A 21,522-nucleotide genomic window follows, 5' to 3' on the forward strand; every position below is an offset into this window, starting at 1 on the left:
GAAACGGAAGTGAGACCGGGATTGTTAACAGATGTGTTAACACCGAATTGGATAAAATAAAAGAATGGGTTAGTTTCGTTAAGAATAACTCAAATCATAATCAAATCAGTACCAATGAAAATGTTAAAAAATATAGGTTTTGTTTTTGCTTTCCTCGCTTTGACATCATCGCTGACAAGTGCAAAGGATGGCAATAAAAATAACGGCAAATCGGCCGAACAAGGGATTCAGTTTACCGAGGCGCGCTGGGCGGCGATTTTGAAGAAAGCGAAGGAAGAAAAAAAGATTATCTTCTTTGATGCCTACACAACCTGGTGCGGTCCCTGCAAATTGTTGGAAAAAAATGTCTTCACCAGAGCGGATGTAGGCGAAGTTTTCAACAAGAACTTTATCAACGTGAGGTTCGATATGGAATCAGGAGAGGGACTTTCACTGGCCAAAAAATACCCGCTTGAGGGTTACCCAACTCTGCTTTTTATTGATTCGCGTGGCAAGATCGTCAAAAAGCTGGTAGGTTACCGGAATGCCGAAGATCTTATCGATATCGCAAAAAAGATCCCGAAAAGTGCTGTTCCGATGTAATTTTAGGATTTAATAAGAGAAAACCCCGAAGATCAATTCAACGGGGTTTTTCTTTGTAAGTCTTTTACTCAAAATAATTAGGGACCCGGTGACCGCTGTTTTCAAGCAGCCTGTCTTTTTTAAACAATTGTACATCGGAGGTAACCATATCCTGTACCAATGCTTTGAGGTCGTACTTAGGCTTCCATCCCAGTTTGGTCATGGATTTGGTTGGATCACCGATCAAGAGTTCCACTTCCGTTGGTCGGAAATACCTTGGATCGACTGCGACAACTTCTTTTCCGATCGCGATCTGAAAATCAGGGTTATTGCATTTTGATACTTTCGCGATCTCCGCGACGCCTTCACCGGAAAATTCAACCTCGATACCAACTTCGGCAAACGCCATTCTTACGAAATCACGGATGCGGGTTGTGATACCTGTTGCGATCACAAAATCTTCCGCTATTTCCTGTTGTAATATCAGCCACATTGCTTCCACAAAATCCTTGGCGTGGCCCCAGTCGCGTTGTGCATCCAGGTTTCCGAGATAGACTTTGTCCTGCAGTCCCAGTGCAATCCTGGCAACGGCACGGGTGATTTTGCGGGTTACGAACGTTTCACCTCTCAAAGGAGATTCATGGTTAAAAAGAATCCCGTTCACTGCGAACATATCATAAGCCTCGCGGTAGTTTACTGTAATCCAATATCCGTAAAGCTTGGCAACCGCATAAGGTGAGCGCGGATAAAAAGGCGTTTTTTCCGATTGAGGAACTTCCTGCACGAGTCCGTAGAGCTCGGACGTGGATGCCTGGTAAATCTTTGTTTTTTTGGTTAGTCCCAAAAGGCGAACGGCTTCCAGGATACGGAGCGTGCCTATGCCGTCTACATTGGCTGTATACTCAGGTTCTTCAAAACTTACCTGAACATGCGACATAGCACCCAGGTTATAGATTTCGTCCGGCTGAACTTCCTGGATGATCCTGATAATGTTGGTTGAATCGCTGAGGTCGCCATAATGCAGGTGAAACCGCACGTTTTTTTCGTGGGGATCTTCGTAGATATGATCAATCCGCTGTGTATTAAATAAAGAGCTCCGGCGCTTGATACCGTGAACTTCATATCCTTTGCTTAAAAGTAGTTCCGCCAAATAAGAACCATCCTGCCCGGTAATGCCGGTGATTAGGGCTATTTTCATTACGAATGCGTGTTATGGATTAATTATGTTCAGAAACCGGATTTACCATCAGGCTTCTTTTAATTTCTACTCTGTCGGGAAGTATCACAGCTGAGGAATATTGTTCGCGTATCATTTCGAGATATTGCTCGGCATCGCTCCGGTACATGAAATCTCCGATTTTAACCCGGTACGTAGGCTGTGAGTAGGAAACATAGGGGTTCAGATCAGGGAAAGCCTGGTAAATATAGGATTTAGCCGCATCGGCCTCCTGGCGGACATTTCCAACATAGATCTGGATACGGAAACCATTGATATAACGGATCGATTTATTCTGCCTAGCCATCGTATCCAAAACCGTTTCCAGCCTCTTGTTCACATACAAAGGTTTGTCGGGATCAGCTTTGGGAAGTGTTTTGGGACTGGTGGTGTTGGGATTAACGGGCTTTTTACCAACAGTCGGCTCAACATATTCGTAATGAGGACGTACCGAAGAAAGATCTTCGCGGTATTCAGAACCAGAGCTGACAACAGATTTTTTACTACATCCCGAAAGGTAAATGCTACCAAGAAGAAGAGCCCATAAAAATTTCTTTTTCAGCAACATATCCTTATTTGTTACATATGAGCCTACAAACTTAATCAAAAATGGATGAATCACCATACAAGGCTATTTTGAATGTAATACCTAACTTTGCCGGGGTTATCAAATATCTTCAATGCAGATCCGGCCGAATTTTTCACTGCGTCATTTCAATACTTTCGGGCTTGATTCCAGCGCCCGTTTTTTTGTGGAAGTGTCTTCCGCTACAGAATTAACCGAAATTCTGGCGGATCAGGTATGGAAACATACACCAAAATTTATTCTCGGTGGCGGAAGTAATGTTCTGTTTACCCGGGATATCGACGCCCTGGTGATCCATCCGGCTATCAAGGGAATTGAAAAAATAAAGGAAGATGATCTGCATGTATGGGTGAAAGCTGGCGCGGGCGAGATCTGGCATGACTTCGTCATGTATTGTGTAGATCGCAATTACGGAGGTGTCGAAAACCTTTCGCTGATTCCGGGAACGGTAGGGGCCGCACCCATGCAGAACATTGGTGCATACGGAGTTGAGATCAAGGATGTGATCCATAGTGTGGAGGCCGTTTCGATACAAACGGGCGATGTAACGATATTTTCAAAGGAAGAATGTCAGTTTGGCTACCGGGAAAGTGTTTTCAAGAGGGATTTGAAAGACCAATACATTATTACCGGCGCAACATTTGTCCTGAATAAAAAACCCGTTTTGAATGTAGGCTACGGGGATATTCAAAAGACTTTGCAGGAAATGAACGTCGGCGATGTTACCATTAAAACGGTTAGCGAAGCAGTAATGCATATCCGCCGCAGCAAACTTCCCGACCCGGCGGTAATCGGAAATGCAGGCAGTTTTTTCAAAAATCCGGAAATTGCACTTGACTTATATACTGACCTGCAAAGCAAATTTCCCGGAATCCCTGGTTACCCCGTCGGAAATGGAAAAATAAAGGTGCCTGCCGGCTGGCTGATTGAAAAAGCAGGCTGGAAGGGTTACCGCCAGGGGGCCATTGGCGTACATGAAAAACAGGCGTTGGTATTGGTTAATTATGGTGGGGGCAGCGGGAATGAGATCAAAACATTGTCAGAAACGATACAGGATTCTGTAGAGCAGAAATTCGGGATCCGCCTGAACGCAGAGGTAAATTTTTTATAAAATAGTATCGGATATATGTTTTCCAGGAAGTTATACACATCGCTGTTTCTGTTCGTACTGTATGTCATTGTCTTTTTCCTGAAAGAGAATTTTACCGTTGAACTCTACCAGGACGAATTCCATTATTTGCCCACAGCCGTGTTTTTCAGCCACGAGCCTATCCCTTCGATCGATTTATTAAAAAGTTACAATGAACTGAACACGCCAATTCCTTTCATACTAGGCGGTTGGGTAGTCAATATTTTTGGCGAAAATATCCAATATCTCAGGCTGCTGACCTTTGGCGTCAGTTTTTTACTGCTGATGCTTTTTGTATGGAACAGCCCCGACAGGTCCAAACGTTTCTGGCTCTGCCTGATTGGACTAATGGCTTTTCCAAACTATTATTTGTGCAGCGTTTATTACTATACCGATATTTTCGCCTGGGTATTTTTGCTCGGGGGCATCATTGCTTATATCAAAAGGATCCATTGGGCTGGGCTGCTGCTGTTTGTCGGGGCGATTAGTTGCAGGCAGTATATGCTCGCTTTTCCCGCGGCAATTGTGGGTCACGAGCTGTTAGGAATATTAAGAAATTCTTCCGGGATGAAGGATTTTGTGAGTAAGTTATTCTCGGATAAAACCTGGGTGTATTATGCAGTCGCTTTTCTGAGTATCGTTCCATGGTTTTTGCTCTGGAACGGCCCTGCACCGGCTGCCGTGATGGCGGAGCAGCATTATGATTCCGACAAGCTGATCCAGTATAATTTCGGGTATGTTATGTATGCCTCGGTTTGTCTGGCTGTTTATTACGTGATTCCCGAGGTGCTGATCACCCGAAAACTGGGTTATTTTATTGAATATCCCCGTAAATATCCTCGCCTTTTTGTTGTATTATTGCTACTAATAGCAACATTAATCATATTTTTTCCGGCCAAACAAGCTTATAACCCCTATTTTACCTGGCCCTACCTCGGATATGTCGATCAGCTCTTCATGACACTTCATATCACAGGTTTGGTGAAGCAGATTTGTTTCGGATTATTGATGCTGGTCACATTAATGCGGTTTATTTCCCCTCAGTTTAATCTGGGCAGCTGGATGTTCGTGTTCAACACTTTGTTGCTTGGGAAAGCCCAGCTGTCCTGGGACAAATATTCCCTGCCGGTCATTATGGCGCTATGGTTTCTGGCGATGTTTGATCAGTATTGGTCTTTGAATGAAAATGTGAAGAGCCTGGAAGGGGAGAAGGTTGTATAATAGATATCAGTTATTTATTGGATGAAATGAAATTTACCAAAATGAAGGTCATTACTCTGGCGCTTTCCATGCTCGTTTTTGTCGGAGAGGCTTATGCAGAACGTATTTATTCTGTTGTTTTCAGCCAGATTCCGAAAGATTTTCAGCTTTATGCAAGGGGTGACGATAACAAGGCTGAAGTGCCTGTCGAGGGGGTGATTGAAGTGACGGGCTGGAACCACATGTCGGTTGTTGTCTACCGCAATAAAGTGCGTGTCGGATATATCAAAGCGGTTCTGCAGTACACCGGAAATACGGCCAGCTTTTCGATGAAGCCTACAATCACGGCTGAAATGGCTGATTACGATTTTGAAATTTATGCCTGTAAAACCGATGATTCAACGCAGCTTGCCAAGCGAACAGAGATTGTTGCAGGCGACTTTTATGTGATCAGCGGGCAGTCTAATGCTGCGGCGGTGCACTTCGGGAGCTGGTCAAGCAAGTACGCACGTACGATCGCCAGAACGCCTGACAACGAACCCAATATTGGGGCTGGTGATACGCTCTGGATACAGTCGAGCTGGTCGTGGCCGTATGCCGGGGCGTGGGGCGTGGAGATGCAGCGGGACATACTTGAAAATCATGGGATACCTACCTGCGTAATAAACGGAGCCCTGCCGGGATCCTACATCAGCTACCACACCGAAAGAAATGCAGCCAATCCCGGCGCTCCTTCGTTGTACGGATATCTGTATTCAAGGATCAAAGTGTCAAAAGCGAGCAGGATAAGGGCATTTATATGGTACCAGGGTGAGCAGGAAGCTTTGGAGAACATCCGGACCTATCAGCAGGAATATGATAAGCTGTTCAATTACTGGCAGACGGATTATCCGATGGTCGACAAGTTCGTGGTAGTACAGATCCCGGTTCTTTTTAATCCCTTTTATTATGCCGGGACCTTACGGGAATTTCAGCGCAAAACGAAGTATACCTATCCCAAAACAGACCATTTTAATGTAATGGGGCTGCCGTATTTTGATGGTATACACTATGATATTAAAGGCTATCAACAGCTGGGCCACAGATTTTTCCGTTATTTCGAACCAGATATTTATGGTGCTGCGGACGATATCAATTTGCAATGTCCGGACATGAAAAAGGTATTTTATTCGTCGGATAAAAAAGATGAAATCACCATTCAATATGAGCAGGGACAGAATATGGTTTGGCCGGCCGATACGCTGATCGACGATGTGAACGGTAATAAATTTTTAAAAGGGCTGAAAGACGTTTATTTCTTCGATGGCGATGAAACAAAACCCGCCAATATTCAATCGGGGACTGCACAGGGTAACTTGGTTAAACTGAAACTGACAGCTGCGTCGACGGCCAAAAAACTGAATTATTTACCAGCTTACAAAGGTGAACAGATCCGGATATATTACGGACCTTTTCTTAAGAATACGAAAGGTTTGGGGGCGTTTTCATTTCAGGAAGCCGCGATCGCCGATCTGCTGGTTTTCTCTAAATTTGAAGCTACCGAATCACCTATGGCGACTGTGAATGTATCCTGGACTTCAACCGGTGCAGAGACTTTCATACTGCAAAGAAAAGTAGACGGAGCAGCTGATTTTGTCAATGTTGAAGGCTTCGACGGAAAAGCCTCCACTTTCGAAGACAAGAACGTTGTCCCCAATACAACTTATACCTATCGGATTCAGGCGTTCAGCGCGGCTTCGGAATCTGTTTTGATGACTACAGCCGTCAAAACATCACCGTTACTTGCTAATGAGCCTAATAACCAGGATATTTTGTGGAAAGTATATCCGAATCCTGTGACCGAGCAAATCCGGGTTGAATTCAAAAATGCCACTTCGGGTCAGTTGCAATTGCTTAGCCCGACCGGTCAAAGCCTGCAGTCGGCGCAATTGGTATCCAAAAAATATTACCAGATCAACGTCACGACTTTACCTTCCGGCATTTACATTTTGTCGCTGACGAAAAGTGACGGTGTTACCATTAGCAGAAAAGTCATTAAAAAGTAAAAGCCGGTTAACCGGCTTTTACTTTTTAATGACTCAGAACATCTGTATTCAACTTCCCAGTCCATATCTGACAATACAGTACAAAGCACGGAAGCCATCTTTCCAGTTTATTTTTTTACCCTCTTCGTAAGTCCTGCCGTAGTACGATACCCCTACTTCATAAATCCGGATCTTGGGGACTTTTGAAATTTTGGCCGTTACTTCCGGCTCAAACCCGAACCGTTTTTCAAGTAGGACGATATTTTTCAACAAATCAGCCCTGAATAGTTTGTAGCAGGTTTCCATATCCGTCAGATTGAGATTGGTAAACACGTTGCTCAAAGTTGTCAGGAATTTGTTACCGATCGTATGCCAGAAAAACAGTATTCTGTGAGGACGTCCACCCATAAACCGTGATCCGTATACTACATCAGCATATCCGTCGATCACGGGCTTCAGCAGGATATTGAATTCCTGAGGGTCGTATTCAAGGTCTGCATCCTGAACGATAATGTAATCTCCACTTGCTTTCCGGATTCCTGTATGCAAAGCTGCCCCTTTTCCCTGGTTGTATTCATGGCGAAAGTAGCTTACTTCCATGAGAGGATTTTCTTCGATAAACCGTTTTGCAACTCCTTCTGTATTATCTGCGGAACAGTCGTTAACAATGACTATTTCCTTTTGAAAGCCGCCAATTAGTTCAACGGATTTAAGCTTTTCCAGTACTTTCAAAATGGTTTTTTCTTCATTGTAAGCTGGAACGATAACAGATAATTTCATCAGGCTAATAATAGAGTACTACAATTTACAAAATAGCAAAAGGCATCAGGGGGCTGGATTTTAATCAAAACACAAAGAAGCCGCGCCCAGAAGACCTGCATCATTGGCTAGTGTGGCGCGTTTGATGCTGATTGTTTTAAGGTAATACGGTGTCAACCAATATTGAAAACGTTCATTGATGGCAGGCATGATAAATTCAAATGACGCAGAAATACCGCCGCCGATAAGAATTGTAGTGATATCCAGGATCCGGATCATAGAAACCAGGCCTTCGCCCAGCAGGTAACCCATTTCGTAAAATACCTGTTTTGCCAGCTCGTCACCGCCAGAAGCGGCCGCTACAAGTCCGGTGGTAGAGATGGTGCCGTCAGAAGGAAGCTGCGTTTGTCCGGTATAATTGGCACGCATGGCATTGGCAAGATCAAGAAGCTCTTTTTTGCCGATATTCCTTTCCAGCACTTTTCCGTTTTTGGAAGGAACGTGGCCGGGCTCCATGGCATTTCCGCCTCCACCTTTGAACACCTTCTTATCAATGATTGCCGCGCCGCCTATACCCGTACCGAGTGTTACAAAGATATAGTCTTCCGGAAGCTTGTCTTCGCCAAAATAGTACTCTCCCAGCGCCGCTGCGTTGGCGTCGTTTTCAAGATAAAAATCGTGGTTGGGAAATCTTTCTTTCAGATCAGGGACAATAGCAATACCATCAATTTCGGGGATCGCGGTAATTTCTATCAGGGTCGTCCTGTCGCGGGTAGTAAGTCCTGGAACTCCTATTCCGACCCTTTTAACCTCGGGATACTCAACAAGCTGTAACGCGATAGCATCACCCAGCCGGTCTATAAAATGCCCCGAACTACGCCAGCTGGCGGTATCGTGACTGTAAAAATTTGAAATTCTTCCATCCGTAGCGTCAACGATCCCCATTTTTACGTTAGTACCGCCCACGTCTATACCGAGGTATTGTTCCATGAAATGAAATATGGGTTTAATAAATAATTTTAAAAATGCGGCAATTTAGTAAAATTGCTCCATTGTTCACTAATCAATCCAAATCTCCCAGCTGCGGACGGATCAAAATTTCTTCCATGACCGCACGCGGTGAAAGTGAGTACGCGGCCCAGACCGACTCGGCTATGTCACTCACATCCATAAATCTCTCCTCCGGCAGATCACTTCCTTTCCAGCTGTCGGTATATGTCGCGCCGGGGAGCACGGCAGTTACTTTCACATTGTAAGGTTTCATCTCGGCCCTCAGGACTTTGGTCATACCATAAAGGGCAAATTTTGATATACAGTAAGATCCTCCATTGGGGTAAGCCATGATGCTGGCAGTGGAACACAGCGTAAAAATATGGCCTTTTTTCTGCTCCATCATCTCGTTGATAAAGCCGCGTGTGAGGTGGTAGGCGCTGTAAACATTGGTTTCCATGGTTTTTTCCAATGTTCCTTCGGTTTCATTGCTGATCTGTCCTGGAAAAAACACGCCGGTGTTGTTAATCAATACCTCTGTAAACCTGTTTTTGGATTTAACAAAATCGATAAAGCCATCCAGCTCTTTTCGTACCGACAGATCGGCTTGTAAATAATATAATTCGGAAGAAGGAAAGCTGCTCTTCATTTCTTCGTGCAAAGCATCCAGTTCACTACTATTTCTGGCACAGGTGATTATGTCAAAACCTCCGGCCAGAAACCGCTCAATCAGTGCTTTTCCGATACCTTTCGTCCCGCCGGTTACAACTGCTAATGGATTCATTTTTCTGATTACTTCTTTTTTTGCCTAATTTTCCCGAAAATATTGAATACAATCTAGATATCATGTCTGTAATCGGGAAATACTTTATTTTTTTAGGGACATTATTCGGGAAAGGTGAAAAGCTATCCGTTTACTGGAGGCGGTTGATGGAAGAGTGTGTGGGCATCGGGGTCAGCTCTATTTTTATCGTAGCCATTGTTTCGACTTTCATCGGTGCGGTATCCTGTATTCAGACGGCGTATAACCTTGTCAGCCCGATTATCCCGATCTCAACGGTCGCATTGATTGTCCGCGATATGGAAATCCTTGAACTTGCGCCAACAATAACCTGTATTGTATTGGCAGGAAAAGTGGGCTCCAATATCGCCAGTGAGCTGGGAACTATGCGCATTACGGAGCAAATCGACGCGCTGGAAGTGATGGGGATCAATTCATCGTCATATCTGGTATTGCCCAAGATCATTGCTGCGATGATCACGTTTCCGATGCTGGTCATTTTTTCGGCCTTTCTCGGTATTTTGGGAGGTTATCTGGCCGGGACACTTACAGGCGTAATTACGGAGCGGGATTTTCTTTACGGTATCAGAGACTCGTTTGTGCCGTACAATATATTCTTTATGTGTGTAAAGCCTTTTGTATTCGGTTTTCTGATTGCCTCAATATCTTCATTCAAGGGATTTTTTACTTCCGGCGGTGCGTTAGAAGTAGGTAAAGCAAGCACAGACGCCGTAACAAACAGCTGTATTTCGATACTCATTGCAGATTACCTGCTTGCTCAGCTGCTTCTGTAGTGTTTATAAATAGCAAAAGCCATCGGAATTAAAGTACAACCAGATTTAAAATGATTGAAGTAAATAACATCAGCAAAGCTTTTAATGGCAAAGAAGTTTTAAAAGGAATTACTTCATCATTCCAGAAAGGAGAAACCAATCTGATCATAGGCGGGAGCGGGACAGGTAAAAGTGTACTGCTTAAATGCATGATCGGGCTCGTCAAACCGGATCAGGGAAATGTATTGTACAACGGCAGGGATTTTTACAATTGTGATAAGGAAACCCAGCAGTCTATCCGCCGGGAAATGGGTGTGTTGTTCCAGGGAGGTGCTTTGTTTGATTCCAAAACGGTTGAGGAAAATGTCCGTTTTCCGCTGGATATGCTGACGGATCAGTCGATCCAGGAAAAACAGGAACGCGTAGCGTTTTGTCTGCAGCGTGTGGGCCTGGAAGCAGCGGCTAAAAGAATGCCCTCTGAAATAAGCGGGGGTATGAAAAAACGTGTCGGCATAGCCAGGGCCATTGTAATGAACCCCATGTATCTTTTTTGCGACGAGCCCAACTCCGGCCTCGATCCGCTCACCTCGGTCAAAATAGATGAGCTCATCAAGGAAATCACCGAGGAATATCAGATCACGACCATCATTATCACCCATGATATGAATTCTGTGATGGAGATCGGGCAGAATATTATGTTCCTGTATCAGGGCAGCAAGCTCTGGGAGGGAACGAATTCGAATATCATCAGCACAGATGTTCCCGAGTTAAAGGAATTCCTGTTCTCCAATAAGCTGCTCCGGGAAATGGAGCGCTAAGGTTTCCAAAGTTGATCGCTGTTATGTTCTTTTAAGAAACGGGATATTCTTTCGTTCAATTAAAAACGTACATCCGGCGAAAATGGCGAACATCAGCATGTGGACAGGTACGGCAACCCACAAATCCGGAATCTTCACCTGTGTGGAAACAAATATCAGCAACGAACCCGCGCCAACATATCCCAAAGCTGAAACCACATCATAAGGTACCGGATAATACTTTTGGCCAAAGTAATAGCAGGCCGCAACCATCACAAAACCCGACAGCGCAAAAGCAATCGCAAAACCCAGATATCCGATCAGGGGGACCAGAATAAAACTAGTCGCAATTGTGACAAAAGCTCCGGACAAAGTCAGCCAGGTACCAAATTCCGTTTTGTCTGTAAGCTTAAACCAGGTTGCCAGATTGTAATAAACCCCAAGAAAAAGATAGCCGGCGAGCAGCCAGGGAACAATCGGCAAGCCTTCATGATATATTTTTTGTTTCAGGAACAAAGCTGCGAGCAGGTCGAGGTTCAGGCAGATTCCTACCCACATCAGCACGCAGACGATGATAAACCATTTGGTGATTTTAGCAAATACCGGCGGCGCGTTCTTGTCTTCACCTTTTGAAAAAAAGAAAGGTTCTGCGGCATATTTAAAAGATTGAATCGCCAGGTTCATAAAAATGGACAGCTTGTAGCATTGTGTGTATATCCCAATTGCTGTCTTTTGCGTGCGGCCGGGATAGAAATTTTCAGGTAATAAAAACTGGATAAAGGCCCGGTCAAAAAGCATATTAAGGATACCTCCCATATTCATGACCATGATCGGGAAAGCATATACCCATACCGGTTTGAACAAATCCTTGCTGAAAACGAACCGGAAATCGGCGAATTCCTGGCGTAACATCCATAGGAAAGTCAGGTTGGCGATCAGGTTAGCAAGGATGATATAATCCGGCGCGCGGAACGGATCATAGATCACATCTACCAGGGGTTTAAGAAAAGACAGATATTTACCTGCATGAACATCCTTACAAACAACCAGGAAAAACAGGTTGAGAAATATCATGATCAGGATATTTGTTACCCTTACTATCACAAACTTTTTGCCTTTGCCTTCCAGCCGTAGCCGGGCGAAAGGAATAGAAACTATGCCGTCGATGGCCATGATCACCGCGAACATCCTTACGATGGAGGTACTTTCGGGATATTTGATAGCAGCAGCGGCACTGTCGGCAAAAATGAAAAGCAGCCCCGAAAAGAAGATACTTACGATAATCACCGCGCTCAGGATCAGATTATAGTATTGTTTGCGATCGGATTCCTGCCTTGCAAATCGGAAAAAGGCGGTTTCCATCCCGAATGTGTACAGCACGGTTGCAAGCCCGGCATAGGCGTACAGCTGGCCCTGCGCTGCGATTTGTTCAGGCTCGAAAAGTTTGGTGTGGAGCGCAACCAGCAGATAATTCAGAAAACGGCCCAACATGGTGCTGATCCCGTAGGTTGCCGTTTCGCTGGCCAGTTTTTTAAGTACACTCATAATGGATAGGGGCACTTTTCCGTAACCGGAGCCGTGACGACCGTAAAAGTCAAATTTGGGTAAAACATTTCATCGCTCAGGCAAATATAAGTCAACGGAAAGGTATCTACCCAATGAATAAAAAAGAGTCCTTCACGTAAACGGAAAGGACTCTTTTAAATGCTTTTCTGAATTTATCCCCGAACATCCGTGATAATCCTTTCAATCACATTTTCGATACGTTTCCAGCCCTCATCGGAATGGAGATCGACATCGATCATCTTTTCACGATAATCCGTTGAAATGGTCATGTAATAAATTCCTGCAGTAATAAAAGTGAGAAGTGCGCTTGTGTCACGATAATTTGGAAGGTCTCCTATTTTTTCAAGTATCCTTAGTGCTACCTGATTGCGGGCATCGGATAACATAGCTTTCCCGGTTCCGATTTCCCATCTGAGGAGGTCGCGTGTGGCTTTGCGTTCCCGCAAATCATTCAAAAAAGTGTGCATGAGAGAAGTGAGTGCCTTACTGCGTTCCTCCGGGGCCAGTTTAGGGATATTCTCAATGTAATCCGACCCTGTGGTGGACGTGTATTCACCTGACTTCACATACTGTTCCATCAGTCCGTCAACACTGTCAAAGTAACGGTAAATCAATACCTTGTTAACACCTGCAGTCCTTGCAATAAGATTCACACCAACCTTTTCAGTCCCGTACTGTTCGATAACTTCACCAACAGCTTTGAGGATTTTGGTTTTGGTGCGTTCGCGGTCGCGTTTTTTGATTTTGTCGATTTTCATATGGGTGCCATTTAGGTTAAAACATAGTAAATGTAATATTTCATCTGGAAATATTATACAGCGTATAGGCTATGATGTAACCATTTTTTTTATTTTCGGCACTTGGAAGATAAATAGATGTGTTTTCCCTCAATAATTGGTCGAAAAAGGGATATTCCGGCCAAAATTTGGATGAATCTCCTTGTAGATTGCACAAAAAAAGAGCTCACTTTCGATGAGCTCTTTAATTTACTGTTGGCCGACAAGGACTCGAACCCTGAATAAGACAACCAAAATGTCCTGTGTTACCATTACACCATCGGCCAAAACCGTAACAGTGGTGCAAAAGTAATGCGGTTAATTCAAGTTGTCAAGTTTTTATCGAAAAAAATTAAATGCTTTTTATCTCCACACCCGAAGAGATCTTTTTTACAAGCCCTTGGAGCACCTTGCCGGGGCCACACTCGATGAAGGTTTCGGCGCCGTCGGCTACCATTTGCTCTACCGACTGGGTCCATCTTACCGGAGCTGTAAGCTGAGAAATTAAATTCTCCTTAATAACCGAGACTTCGGTAGCGGGCCTGGCATTTACATTCTGATAAACCGCACAGATCGGTGCTTCAAACTGTGCTTCATAAATGGCAGTAGCCAACTCTTCCCGTGCCGGCTCCATTAGCGGGGAGTGGAATGCGCCACCCACCGGCAGGATCAGGGCCCTTTTTGCGCCAGCGGCTTTTAAGAGTTCACACGCCCTCTCAACACCTTCTATACTTCCGGAAATTACTACTTGTCCAGGGCAATTATAATTGGCAGGAACAACGATCTCATCGGTAATGCCGGCACATATTTCTTCTATGATATTGTCGGCAAGGCCAAGAATAGCGGCCATGGTCGACGGCCGGATCTCACACGCTTTTTGCATGGCATCTGCACGTTTGGCAACCAGACTGAGCCCGTCTTCAAAAGAAAGAGCACCAGCAGCTACCAGAGCGGAAAATTCACCCAAAGAATGACCCGCAACCATATTTGGATCGAAGTCAGAGGTGATCTTGGCTAAAATGACAGAATGCAGGAAAATAGCGGGCTGGGTAACATTGGTCTGCTTAAGCTCTTCGTCCGAGCCTTCGAACATGATTTTGGTGATTTCAAAACCCAGGATTTCGTTTGCTTTTTCAAACAGGGTTTTTGCTGAATCTGAAGACTGGTACAGGTCCAATCCCATTCCTTTGAACTGAGAGCCCTGACCAGGGAAAATGTATGCCTTTTTCATATTTTTCTTTTTTTAGATTATTCACAGTGAAAAAAAGCCCGGTCTTCAAAAACCGGGCTACAAAGGAAATACTTGATATCGAAAGAAAAAAGGTATTACAATCAGTCTATGTTTTTGAAAACGGCTGTTTTCTATCTAAGCAGCTGTACCCATCCTTTAATGATAGTCGGTTTAGGGTTTCTTTGAGAAGATTCGAAAACGACTTTGGCTTCATAGTAGTACTGTCCTGCCGATACGTCTTTGCCTGCATTTGTTTTCCCGTTCCAGTTGATGTTGACATCTTTTGTATCAAATACCTGTGCGCCCCACCTGTTGAAAACCCTGAACTCCATGGATACGACAAAGCTTGGGCATTCATACGGCTGGAATATATCGTTTTTGCTGTCGCCGTTCGGTGTAAAAACATTTGGCAAAACAAACATGGGGCAGTTTTCCTTGCATACGGTGTTGCTTGGTGCACTTTCTGCACCGAACCTGTTGACAGCCGTGACATAATAACAGCCAGCAAACGAAGTAAGCCCCTGGTGCGCGAAAGTGGTCGCCAGGGGTACGGGCGGGGTTGTGACGGTAGCGATCAATGCTGGCGTATCGCCTTCATAGCGTGCGAAGTACACTTTGTAAGCTGCCACATTAGGGTCGCAATCCTTTCCTTCGCTCTGCTGTGGGTATGTCCATGACAGGTTGTTGGTCAGGCCTAGCTGGTCACAGAACGCGTCAGGCTGCAATGTTGCACAATCGAGCAGGTCTATTTCGAGGACGGGCGGGCATGGTTTTGTGGTGTCCGAGGAGGAAACGCACAGTATTTGCGAGAAGTTGTAAAGTACCGATGGCCTGATCTGGCTGTTGTTGTAAGATCCTACGGTCTCTACTTTGTAACAATAGGTTGAATCGGGCTGTATAGTGATGTTCACCGTACCGTCGGCAGCATATTTGTCCGATCCGTCATCAGTAAAAGTAAATGTCTGTGTGCCCTGTACCGAAACATCGGCGATGCGGTTGAAAGTGCCGGGCCTTGTTTTGTCTTCCCTGTATACCCTGTGTATGCGGTTTGCATTGTCCCATGGTACAAGAGCTGACCAGCTGAGCCTGATGCTTGCAGGCTCCGCTGCCCCTTGTTCCAGGCGTACACTGCTTGCAGTTTCGGTTTCGTCCATTTTGACGAGCTGCCCTGCCTGTGTTACCCAGTATTCGAGCTTGTAATTGTATGCATTGACGAGTGTATTGAGCGCCCTGTCGACAAAGAAAGTATCCGGTGCGCCAGCTGTCAGGTTGGTATTGATGGTGGCGAGCTGAGTGAAACTGGTGCCGTTTTGTCCTACCGCCCTAAAAAGCCTGTACTGTGCAGGCAGTCCGGCTGCGGCTTCGGGCCTGATCCACCTGACGGAGATGACGCCGTTGGTCTCACTGGTAGAGTCGACAGTAACATTTGTAATGACGGGCATCATCAACGGCAGGTTGAGGCAGAACTCTTCCGATGCCAGGCTTTCCCCTCCTCCTATCAGGCTTCCGGGCTCATTGATGTTGGCGCCCGGCCTGGGGAACTCCACCACGATACGGTAACTGTAAGAGACTGCCGGTCGCAGCCCCTCTCCATTGTTATTGTCCAGGAAAGTGGTCTGGTTTGCATCGGTCCTTCCTATTTCCTGGTAGCCCGAACCTGCGGGTATGCCTGTAAGGCAAACATCTTCGGGGATATCAAAACACCCTTCCCTTCTGTAAATAACGATTTTCGCCCCGGCGACCTGGCATTTGTATGCATCCCAGGTGAGCCTGTAAGCAATGCCAGCGGGATCGGTTGCTGCTACCCCGCGCAGGTTTGTGGGTTTGGGCCCGTATACGCTGATGTTCAGTGTGGTCATGTCGACGAGTTTCCTGAACAGGGAGGGGTTGGGCACACCGCTTCCGGGAGAATCTTCGACCTTGAAGAGCACGTCATAGGGTTCCAGCCTGATGTGGTTACAGGATGTCTGCCAGACGAACTGGCCTGTGACGGCGGCTTGTGAGCCTTGCTGTGGCACGGTGAAGCTGGCAAGTGCCGGGGATATGAGGGTACTTTGGTATACCCCCCCTGTAGAGGTTAGTGTGAGCCTGTCCCCGTTTTTATCTGTCGCCCTGACCTGCTGGTTGATAAGTGTCCCTGCCTCCACGCAGATATCGGGCAGCGGGTCCATGAGCGGCCTGTCGTTCCGGGCATCCTCAACAATGATCTGCATGTCGCGGACGATCTGGCCTATTGGGATGCCGTCCCTCCATTCTTCGACGATGAAAGCGACGTTATAGAACCCCCTTGTGACAGGGGCGTCCCATATCAGGTCTCCCGTGATGTTGTCCATACTGAAAGTAGCAGGGGAGGCACCGGCCTCTGTTTGTCCTGGGGCACCGATCTGGTTGGGATGAACGTACTGAAGGTTGATCCCGGCACCGTTGACACCACTTCTTTGTGGTACAAACAGCCTGTAAGCGAGGCTGTCCCCGTCGGCATCGAAAGCACCGGGGTTATGGATATATCTTTGTCCGACGGCGGCCAGATCCACCGGGGCATTCAATAGCACGGGAGTCTGATTCAACCCGAGGCTGGCGTTGATTTCCAGTGTGGTACTTACATAAAAGTTAAGGTATTGCGTAGGCGGCGGGCCGATATTTAAAACATTGTTGTTCCGGTTATCCTCTTCAAACGATACACGGTACTCACCACCGGCGGGAAACGTGTACTCTATGATATATACATTTTGGGTGGTATTATTTCCGATATTCACGATCGGGAGGATCCTGGGAGCAATCAGTATCGTAGGATTGCCGGTGGACCTGGTATTCCCGATGGTAAACGTGGCGGTAGTTTGTTGTTCTGCCGCGCCCTGCCCGTTTACTATATCGAAGTAGGCGGTTAATTTTAGTTCAAACCGAAGTCCTGTTCCAGGCACCCTTTTGGCTGTAATTTCGCCTGCTCTGATGTGTGTGGCCATTACATCATAGCCTGTACAAAGCAAAGTCAGAAAAAAAGCAGATAGTAGAAATCGTGAAACCGAGCGCATATATTGATGAGTCGAACTAAATTAGATAGAGGAAAAACAGATTATTTATCTTCTGTCAGCTACTTTATCCAACGAAAATTTGAATAAAAATGTGTGCCTTACGAATGATTATAATATGTGATTTGTAAACTTACAAAACAACTTAATAAATCATATATGAAATGTCATAAAGTGATCTGACAACAAAATAGCAGCAGAAGGATGTCAATTTTCTATCTAAGCAGCTGTACCCATCCTTTAATGATAGTCGGTTTAGGGTTTCTTTGAGAAGATTCGAAAACGACTTTGGCTTCATAGTAGTACTGTCCTGCCGATACGTCTTTGCCTGCATTTGTTTTCCCGTTCCAGTTGATGTTGACATCTTTTGTATCAAATACCTGTGCGCCCCACCTGTTGAAAACCCTGAACTCCATGGATACGACAAAGCTTGGGCATTCATACGGCTGGAATATATCGTTTTTGCTGTCGCCGTTCGGTGTAAAAACATTTGGCAAAACAAACATGGGGCAGTTTTCCTTGCATACGGTGTTGCTTGGTGCACTTTCTGCACCGAACCTGTTGACAGCCGTGACATAATAACAGCCAGCAAACGAAGTAAGCCCCTGGTGCGCGAAAGTGGTCGCCAGGGGTACGGGCGGGGTTGTGACGGTAGCGATCAATGCTGGCGTATCGCCTTCATAGCGTGCGAAGTACACTTTGTAAGCTGCCACATTAGGGTCGCAATCCTTTCCTTCGCTCTGCTGTGGGTATGTCCATGACAGGTTGTTGGTCAGGCCTAGCTGGTCACAGAACGCGTCAGGCTGCAATGTTGCACAATCGAGCAGGTCTATTTCGAGGACGGGCGGGCATGGTTTTGTGGTGTCCGAGGAGGAAACGCACAGTATTTGCGAGAAGTTGTAAAGTACCGATGGCCTGATCTGGCTGTTGTTGTAAGATCCTACGGTCTCTACTTTGTAACAATAGGTTGAATCGGGCTGTATAGTGATGTTCACCGTACCGTCGGCAGCATATTTGTCCGATCCGTCATCAGTAAAAGTAAATGTCTGTGTGCCCTGTACCGAAACATCGGCGATGCGGTTGAAAGTGCCGGGCCTTGTTTTGTCTTCCCTGTATACCCTGTGTATGCGGTTTGCATTGTCCCATGGTACAAGAGCTGACCAGCTGAGCCTGATGCTTGCAGGCTCCGCTGCCCCTTGTTCCAGGCGTACACTGCTTGCAGTTTCGGTTTCGTCCATTTTGACGAGCTGCCCTGCCTGTGTTACCCAGTATTCGAGCTTGTAATTGTATGCATTGACGAGTGTATTGAGCGCCCTGTCGACAAAGAAAGTATCCGGTGCGCCAGCTGTCAGGTTGGTATTGATGGTGGCGAGCTGAGTGAAACTGGTGCCGTTTTGTCCTACCGCCCTAAAAAGCCTGTACTGTGCAGGCAGTCCGGCTGCGGCTTCGGGCCTGATCCACCTGACGGAGATGACGCCGTTGGTCTCACTGGTAGAGTCGACAGTAACATTTGTAATGACGGGCATCATCAACGGCAGGTTGAGGCAGAACTCTTCCGATGCCAGGCTTTCCCCTCCTCCTATCAGGCTTCCGGGCTCATTGATGTTGGCGCCCGGCCTGGGGAACTCCACCACGATACGGTAACTGTAAGAGACTGCCGGTCGCAGCCCCTCTCCATTGTTATTGTCCAGGAAAGTGGTCTGGTTTGCATCGGTCCTTCCTATTTCCTGGTAGCCCGAACCTGCGGGTATGCCTGTAAGGCAAACATCTTCGGGGATATCAAAACACCCTTCCCTTCTGTAAATAACGATTTTCGCCCCGGCGACCTGGCATTTGTATGCATCCCAGGTGAGCCTGTAAGCAATGCCAGCGGGATCGGTTGCTGCTACCCCGCGCAGGTTTGTGGGTTTGGGCCCGTATACGCTGATGTTCAGTGTGGTCATGTCGACGAGTTTCCTGAACAGGGAGGGGTTGGGCACACCGCTTCCGGGAGAATCTTCGACCTTGAAGAGCACGTCATAGGGTTCCAGCCTGATGTGGTTACAGGATGTCTGCCAGACGAACTGGCCTGTGACGGCGGCTTGTGAGCCTTGCTGTGGCACGGTGAAGCTGGCAAGTGCCGGGGATATGAGGGTACTTTGGTATACCCCCCCAGTAGAGGTTAGTGTGAGCCTGTCCCCGTTTTTATCTGTCGCCCTGACCTGCTGGTTGATAAGTGTCCCTGCCTCCACGCAGATATCGGGCAGCGGGTCCATGAGCGGCCTGTCGTTTCGGGCATCCTCAACAATGATCTGCATGTCGCGGACGATCTGGCCTATTGGGATGCCGTCCCTCCATTCTTCGACGATGAAGGCGACGTTATAGAACCCCCTTGTGACAGGGGCGTCCCATATCAGGTCTCCCGTGATGTTGTCCATACTGAAAGTAGCAGGGGAGGCACCGGCCTCTGTTTGTCCTGGGGCACCGATTTGGTTGGGATGAACGTACTCAAGGTTTCTTCCATCCCCGTTTGTTGTCGCTTCCTGTGGTATAAATAAACGATAAGCGAGGCTGTCCCCGTCGGCATCGAAAGCACCGGGGTTATGGATATATCTTTGCCCGACGGCGGCCAGATCAATAGGTGAATTTAATAGCACGGGAGTCTGATTTAACCCGAGGCTGGCGTTGATTTCCAGGGTGGTACTTACATAAAAGTTAAGATTATTGGTAGGCGGCGGGCCAATGTTCAATACATTGTTGTTGCGCTTGTCTTCTTCGAAGGATATTCTGAACAGACCGGCGGAGGGAAAAGTATGTCTTACTACATATTCGTTTTTGGTAGTACCATTGCCAACGTCAACCCTCGATACCCTGGGTACGCGAGAAAGCAAGTCGTTGCCGGCATAGATGTCCACAGTGTTCTGAGCGGCAGATGCCTGGCTTCCCGTGATCTCATCAAAATAGGCCGTTAATTTGATCTCAAAAAGCAGGCTGCCGTTGGAAGTGGCGATCCGTCTGGCGGTAATTTCTCCTGCCCTGATGTGGGTTGCTTCTGCCCGGTATACCGACATCAGAAGGGAAAAACAGGCTATAAGCAACAGAAATCGTAAAGAAGAACGCATATGATTAATTTCTGGGAATACCGGATGTAACTTTTGAACGAAATTCAACAGGAAAAATGTGTGTGGATTCCGATTTCACTATGAAAGTTTGGTCTTTTTTTACATTCATAAACAAGAGACTGAGTGGGATTGCCCTCTAAGATTGAGAATTCTTAATAATGATTATAAATAATCGGGCAGCATATAAAAATGAATGGCTTTTTTTGCCTCGCAGTGGTTTGTGATATACCTTTGAACGGTTCTAAATATACCTATTTTTTTTGCACTAAAACCATTCGTGTTTGCTATGTCGTGGTTTTCACAAACGTTAACGAGTTCCATTGGGAAAAAGCTTCTGATGGCTCTTACCGGACTTTTTTTGATAAGCTTTTTGGTCATTCATGCTACCATTAATGCTATGATTTTTTACAATGACGGAGGCGAAACTTTTAGTCACTGGGGGCATTTTATGGGTACGAACCCGATTATCCGTACCCTGGAAATCGGGCTGGTAGCCGGATTCTTAATTCACATTATCGATGGTCTCATCCTCTGGAAGACCAACCGTGATGCGAGGCCTATAAATTATGCAGTCAATAATCCCTCTGCCAACAGCACCTGGTATTCGAGGAGCATGGGTTTGCTGGGTACGCTATTACTTATATTTCTGGTGATCCATACTTCTCATTTCTGGATTCCAAACCGCTCCAACCAGTTCGCTACCGGTGAAGAACTGGATCTATACCAAATGATGCTTGATATTTTCCAGAACCCTGTCGTGGTTTTGATCTATGTCCTGGGTTGTATCTCTCTGTTCTGGCACTTGCTGCACGGTTTCAAAAGTGCGTTCCAGTCGCTTGGACTTAACCATGTGAAATACAATGGCCTCATTTCCGTTGTGGGTACGGCGTTTTCGATCGTGATCCCCATACTCTTCGCTTTGATGCCCATCTCTATCTATTTTGGCTGGGTCTACTAGTCCAAGGTAATATTGATTGCGAAAGCGCTGATTCGAATATTGTTT

17 protein-coding genes and 1 tRNA gene are annotated in these 21,522 nt (G+C 46.2%); 7 read left to right on the plus strand and 11 right to left on the minus strand.

The features are described 5' to 3' along the window. The first annotated feature begins 120 nt into the window (after window positions 1-120). Window positions 121-582 carry a thioredoxin family protein gene (locus tag FBF61_RS17345; RefSeq protein WP_138479537.1) on the plus strand — a complete coding sequence of 154 codons (462 nt, stop codon included), beginning with the start codon at window positions 121-123 and terminating at the stop codon, window positions 580-582. A gap of 64 nt (window positions 583-646) precedes the next feature. Here the strand turns inward: FBF61_RS17345 and gmd are convergent, their stop codons facing one another. Next, window positions 647-1,759: a GDP-mannose 4,6-dehydratase gene (gmd, locus tag FBF61_RS17350; RefSeq protein WP_138479539.1), complete on the minus strand. Its 1,113-nt coding sequence runs from the start codon at window positions 1,757-1,759 to the stop codon at window positions 647-649. Window positions 1,760-1,778: 19 nt separating this feature from the next. Continuing rightward, entirely contained in the window at window positions 1,779-2,402 is a 624-nt protein-coding gene (locus FBF61_RS17355; RefSeq protein WP_138479541.1) for an SPOR domain-containing protein, read from the minus strand. 55 nt (window positions 2,403-2,457) lie between these two features. Here FBF61_RS17355 and murB point away from each other — a divergent pair, with 55 nt between their 5' ends. The 3 genes from murB to FBF61_RS17370 are packed head-to-tail and all read left to right on the plus strand — an operon-like array spanning window position 2,458 to window position 6,737. Continuing rightward, window positions 2,458-3,474: a UDP-N-acetylmuramate dehydrogenase gene (gene murB, locus FBF61_RS17360; protein WP_138479543.1), complete on the plus strand. Its 1,017-nt coding sequence runs from the start codon at window positions 2,458-2,460 to the stop codon at window positions 3,472-3,474. Window positions 3,475-3,489: 15 nt separating this feature from the next. Further along, window positions 3,490-4,713, plus strand: a complete 1,224-nt coding sequence (locus FBF61_RS17365; RefSeq protein ID WP_138479545.1) for a hypothetical protein — start codon at window positions 3,490-3,492, stop codon at window positions 4,711-4,713. A 41-nt stretch (window positions 4,714-4,754) separates the two neighbouring features. Further along, a complete protein-coding gene (locus FBF61_RS17370; RefSeq protein WP_166444556.1) occupies window positions 4,755-6,737 on the plus strand; it encodes a sialate O-acetylesterase in 1,983 nt (660 codons plus the stop codon). A gap of 48 nt (window positions 6,738-6,785) precedes the next feature. On the opposite strand, the gene FBF61_RS17375 is transcribed toward FBF61_RS17370, so the two are convergent. From FBF61_RS17375 to FBF61_RS17385, 3 genes are all read right to left on the minus strand, one after another. Next, window positions 6,786-7,496, minus strand: a complete 711-nt coding sequence (locus tag FBF61_RS17375) for a glycosyltransferase family 2 protein (RefSeq protein WP_138479549.1) — start codon at window positions 7,494-7,496, stop codon at window positions 6,786-6,788. Between the two features lie 60 nt (window positions 7,497-7,556). After that, complete coding sequence (locus FBF61_RS17380) at window positions 7,557-8,465, minus strand: ROK family protein (protein WP_138479551.1); 909 nt, start codon at window positions 8,463-8,465, stop codon at window positions 7,557-7,559. 73 nt (window positions 8,466-8,538) lie between these two features. Continuing rightward, complete coding sequence (locus tag FBF61_RS17385; protein ID WP_138479554.1) at window positions 8,539-9,249, minus strand: SDR family oxidoreductase; 711 nt, start codon at window positions 9,247-9,249, stop codon at window positions 8,539-8,541. Window positions 9,250-9,311: 62 nt separating this feature from the next. Here FBF61_RS17385 and FBF61_RS17390 point away from each other — a divergent pair, with 62 nt between their 5' ends. Both FBF61_RS17390 and FBF61_RS17395 read left to right on the plus strand, forming a co-directional pair. Continuing rightward, the gene (locus tag FBF61_RS17390) at window positions 9,312-10,040 is read left to right on the plus strand and encodes an MlaE family ABC transporter permease (RefSeq protein ID WP_138479556.1); all 729 of its coding nucleotides are present in this window, start codon (window positions 9,312-9,314) and stop codon (window positions 10,038-10,040) included. Window positions 10,041-10,090: 50 nt separating this feature from the next. Next, window positions 10,091-10,837, plus strand: coding sequence for an ABC transporter ATP-binding protein (locus FBF61_RS17395; protein WP_138479558.1), 747 nt, complete (start codon window positions 10,091-10,093; stop codon window positions 10,835-10,837). A 21-nt stretch (window positions 10,838-10,858) separates the two neighbouring features. Here the strand turns inward: FBF61_RS17395 and FBF61_RS17400 are convergent, their stop codons facing one another. From FBF61_RS17400 to FBF61_RS17425, 6 genes are all read right to left on the minus strand, one after another. After that, window positions 10,859-12,361 carry a lipopolysaccharide biosynthesis protein gene (locus FBF61_RS17400; RefSeq protein WP_138479560.1) on the minus strand — a complete coding sequence of 501 codons (1,503 nt, stop codon included), beginning with the start codon at window positions 12,359-12,361 and terminating at the stop codon, window positions 10,859-10,861. A 173-nt stretch (window positions 12,362-12,534) separates the two neighbouring features. After that, window positions 12,535-13,140, minus strand: a complete 606-nt coding sequence (locus FBF61_RS17405; RefSeq protein ID WP_138479562.1) for a TetR/AcrR family transcriptional regulator — start codon at window positions 13,138-13,140, stop codon at window positions 12,535-12,537. Between the two features lie 234 nt (window positions 13,141-13,374). Continuing rightward, window positions 13,375-13,445, minus strand: a tRNA-Gln gene (locus FBF61_RS17410). A gap of 65 nt (window positions 13,446-13,510) precedes the next feature. Continuing rightward, a complete protein-coding gene (gene fabD, locus FBF61_RS17415; protein ID WP_138479564.1) occupies window positions 13,511-14,389 on the minus strand; it encodes an ACP S-malonyltransferase in 879 nt (292 codons plus the stop codon). A 131-nt stretch (window positions 14,390-14,520) separates the two neighbouring features. Next, window positions 14,521-17,352, minus strand: coding sequence for a T9SS type B sorting domain-containing protein (locus FBF61_RS17420; RefSeq protein ID WP_138479566.1), 2,832 nt, complete (start codon window positions 17,350-17,352; stop codon window positions 14,521-14,523). 281 nt (window positions 17,353-17,633) lie between these two features. Then, window positions 17,634-20,519 (minus strand): T9SS type B sorting domain-containing protein, encoded by a 2,886-nt coding sequence (locus tag FBF61_RS17425; RefSeq protein ID WP_138479568.1) that lies wholly within the window; start codon window positions 20,517-20,519, stop codon window positions 17,634-17,636. A gap of 286 nt (window positions 20,520-20,805) precedes the next feature. Here FBF61_RS17425 and FBF61_RS17430 point away from each other — a divergent pair, with 286 nt between their 5' ends. Then, window positions 20,806-21,477 carry a succinate dehydrogenase cytochrome b subunit gene (locus FBF61_RS17430; protein WP_138479570.1) on the plus strand — a complete coding sequence of 224 codons (672 nt, stop codon included), beginning with the start codon at window positions 20,806-20,808 and terminating at the stop codon, window positions 21,475-21,477. The last annotated feature ends 45 nt before the right edge of the window (window positions 21,478-21,522 follow it).

It is taken from the genome of Dyadobacter bucti (genome assembly GCF_005869225.1).
In the GTDB taxonomy this organism is placed as follows: domain Bacteria; phylum Bacteroidota; class Bacteroidia; order Cytophagales; family Spirosomataceae; genus Dyadobacter; species Dyadobacter bucti.